Annotated in this window: 2 protein-coding genes; both read left to right on the top strand. The window is 62.0% G+C overall.

Going from position 1 to position 3,950, the window contains the following annotated elements:
- Positions 1–258: 258 nt before the first annotated feature.
- Positions 259–3,210, top strand: coding sequence for a Tn3 family transposase (locus tag Q0C59_RS19090; protein ID WP_291218552.1), 2,952 nt, complete (start codon positions 259–261; stop codon positions 3,208–3,210).
- Between the two features lie 261 nt (positions 3,211–3,471).
- The coding region (locus Q0C59_RS19085; RefSeq protein ID WP_291218550.1) for a hypothetical protein at positions 3,472–3,950 on the top strand (479 nt) is incomplete at its 3' end.

Genomic DNA, 3,950 nt, shown 5'->3' with positions numbered 1-3,950 from the left:
GGCGGCTGGCCCATCGGGGTTCGTCAAGCGACAGGCTGAGCCTTGAAACACCGCCGCCCTAACACCCGGCGCTTCACAAAATCGCACCACCCGGACGCTCGCCACGCTCGTACACCACGGGGTGACCTCATTTCCGGTGCAGAACGCCGGGTTAGCGCCCGAGGGTTAACCCGCATTCACTCAAACCTTCTGGAACCAACGAGAACAATTCCGTAGACTTCCGCAAGGCTTGGACTGCGCAGGCCAGGGGGAACCAGCTTGCCAAGCTTCTATCTGCGTTTTGTCGGATCCGATACCCTTCCCAAGTCTCTGTCCAAGCGGGAGGTCGAAGAATGCTTCGGCCTGAGCGCTGAAGACATCCATGAGCTTCGCCCGCCCCGTTTCCGGGGTACTGCTCGCCTTGGCGCGGCCGTTCAACTGGTGATGCTGCGCGCCACCGGACGACACCCAGATGCTCTCTCGGGCCTGCCACCCGTGCTGCTGCGGCATCTGACTTCAACACTGGGCATGAGCGCGACGGACATCGCATCCGTGACGTCGCTGTACAAGGACAGGGACACCCGCTTCGAGCATCAGCTTTGGGCGCGACAACGCGTTGGCTTCGCGGTCTTGGCCGACACCACCAAAGCGCTGCTTGCCGATGCCCTGCGTGAGCTTGCCACCACTGCGGTCTCGGTGAACGATCTTGTGCATCAGTCGGAACACTGGCTCTTTGACCGCCGCCTCGTGCTGCCTGGCGATCGGGCCCTCAGGGACATGGCCCGCACGGCATTTGCCGACCAAGAGAATGCGGCGCTCGAAACGATTCGCGTAGGCGTTCCGCGCGAGCACATCCACAGGGCGCTTTTGCACGCGTTCTCAAAACGATCCGGACCGGGCGGGCACACCGTGCTGGAGTGGCTGCGCACGCCACCGGGCAAGCATGGTCAGCTCACCCTGAGCGAGGTCACCAAAAAAATCGAGTACCTGAAGGGCTTGCGCGTCCACGAGTGGAAGCTATCGGCGATTGCGTTGAATCGGTTGAAAGCCTACAGCCAGGAGGTGGTCAATCGACCTCCGTCAGCAACAAAGAACCTGTCCCCAGAGCAACGCGAGCTGGAGATGGTTTCATTCCTGCACGTGACGTTGCTGGAACAGACCGACCTGGCCGCGGAGATGGGCGCGCGACGCCTCACCGACCTCTACCGCAAGGCCTCCGGCAAGGTGCTCAAGAAGCAAGCGGACAGCTCCGTCGATCTGCGCGCCGAGCGGGTGAAGCTCAAGGCGGTCCTCTACGACAAGAAGCTGAGCGCCGCGCAAATCGTCGCTGCGATGCGTGAGCTGGTGCCTCGAGATGAGCCGGACTTCGCAGGCACGCGTGCTCAATTGGTCCGCGAAGCACTCGTGAAGGAAGAAGCACCACGTGTTTCAGCGCTTCTCAACTCGCTGGGCATTCTGGAAATCAAAGGCGAGGCGTCGGACAAGGCGCTGAGGCAGCTCAAGTTGCTGCGCGATCTGGCCAAACGAGGGGCAACCAGCCTGCCTGAGGGACTGGACGTGTCTTTTGCCGATCCCGGCTGGCATCTGTTGTTGCAGGGCCCAGACCGCAAGCTCGCTCTTGCTGCACTGAAGGTCAGTGCCGCGACGGCACTGCGCAAGGCCATCAAGGGCGGCAAACTTTGGCTGGCGCACAGCAGCCGCCACCGCAGTCGCGCCGATCAGCTTATGTCTGAACAGGAATGGACGGACAAGAACAAGTCACTCATCCGGGCCTTGAGCCTCACCGATGATCCCGACAAGTTCCTGGAGCGGGTGTTGGAGCGCGTCGACGCCGGGTTGGCCCAACTCGCCAAAGCGGTCGAGGAAGGCGCGCTCAGCATCGACAACCATGGGCACATCAGCATCTCACCCATCCAGGCGCTTGAAGTCGAACCCCAGGTCACGAAAACCCGCGAGACCATGTTCAACATGATCGGCAGCGCCCAATTCGCCGACATGCTGGTCGAGGTGGATGCCAAAACCCGCTTCAGCCAGGCGCTGCTGGGCCGGATGGCCAAGGACATTGGTGAGCTGAAGGCGGTGTACGGCGCCCTGTACGCACATGGGACGGAGAACAACGCCAAGGGGGTCTGCGCCATGATCCCCGGCCTGCAAGTCTCACAAATCTCCATGGCCATGCGTGCGCTGGAGGCCAGTGGGCGCCTGCGGGAGGCCAACACGCGCATCATCGATTACCAGCAGAGCATGCCGATTGCGATGCTCTGGGGCCAGGGCGACAAGGCATCTTCTGATTCGATGACGCTTGATACCTCGCGGCACCTGCACTCGGCGCGCATGGAGTACCGCCGCAAACAACATGGGGTGGGCATTTATGTGCACATGCTCGACACCTGGGCGCTGTTCCACGACCAGCCCATCGTCATCAACGATCGGCAGGCCGCGCCCGCGGTGCACGGCGTCGAAGCACACAATTGCACGCGGCGCGAGGATCAGATCCGCCTGTCCCTGCTGGCCGTCGACACCCATGGCTACACCAATGCGGCCATGGCGATCGCCAAGCTGCTGGGCTTCGACCTGTGTGTTCGCTTGCGCCAGCTGTCGGAGCGCAAGATGTTCATGGCATGGGGTGCTGCGCCGCCAGAATCACTGGAGCGGTTGGTCGTGGGCAAGGTCTCGCTGCGGAAGATCCGTGCCGGCTGGATGGAGCTGCTGCGCCTGATCGCCTCCATCCGCCAGGGCCGCCTCACGGCCGCAGAGGCCATCGCCCGCCTGGGCAGCGCAGCCCGGGGGGATCCTGTGCACGCGGCCGCAGACGAACTGGGAAAGCTCCTGCGCACCGTCTTTCTGTGCGACTACTTCACCATCCCTGAATTCCGCCGCGAAATGCATGCACTGCTGAACCGTGGCGAGTCCATCCATCAATTGCAGCGCGCCGTGTACCACGGGCGTGTGGGCGTCTCGCGCGGCCGACGGGTCGATGAACTGCGCGCCATCTCGACGTCGCACACCCTGCTGACCAACGTTGTGATCGCCTGGAACACCATGAAAATGCAAGATGTCGTGGACCGCTGGAAGGCGCTCAAGCACCCCATCGAGGACCACTGGATCCGGCGCATCGGGCCAGTGCACTTTGAGCACGTGAACTTCAAGGGCACCATCACCTTCGAGATCGATTCGTACGCAGACGCCCTCATTCAACGCCAGACGAAGTTGCGCGCGCGCCGGGTTTGATCAAGGTCGCCCGGGAATACGGGGAGGTCGAAGCTCGTGTCGCCGGTGTCCAGGGGCACATGTTCGGAAATCGTGGTTTTGAGGAACCGGCTCTTTTCTCGTGCAATTCACCCGGTTAGTGGTTTCCGTTGTTCAATGAAATCAATGACTTAGTGGACTTCCGCAAAGACAACCAGCTCGTTTTTCGTGCGATTCACCGGGTTAGGATTTGGGACTGACAATGGCTTGCTGCCCGAAGGTGGGTCATCACGGAGAAGAAATATGGGACAAGCGAAGCTCAAGCAGCGCACGGCCTTTGCGCCGGCCTTGGTCAATGAGTGGGAGGCGGAAGATGGTGTCAACTTCGCGGTGGCGCTCGCGCGTGTGACGGGCTGGCTGCTCCATGTGGACTGGTGGGTTCCGTCGCTTGATCCGGACAACAACATTGCGCTTGAGGATTGCAAACCGCTGCGCGTGTATGTGGCGGACAACGGAACCCGCATTTTTGATGTGCGAGGCAACCGGTCTCTCGGTGACTTCATGCACCGAACGATTCGGCCCATGGCCGTGCGGCACGGCATGGGCGGTGTCCGGACGCGCTACTACGCTGAGAGCGCGCTCGCAACGCTGCCTCTGCGCTGCGCACCTGATCCGGCCAAGATCAGCATGGCGGTCAAAGCGATCGAGGCCAACACCGCCTATCTGGCTTCGATCCCCAAAAGACCGGAGCCCTGCATTCCGGCCGCCGAGGCGGCCGAATA

Origin of the sequence: Hydrogenophaga sp. (assembly GCF_022844385.1) — a bacterium.
Classification (GTDB): Bacteria; Pseudomonadota; Gammaproteobacteria; order Burkholderiales; family Burkholderiaceae_C; genus Hydrogenophaga.
Note: the sequence above shows the minus strand (reverse complement) of the source record. Positions and strands in the feature narration are given on the sequence as shown.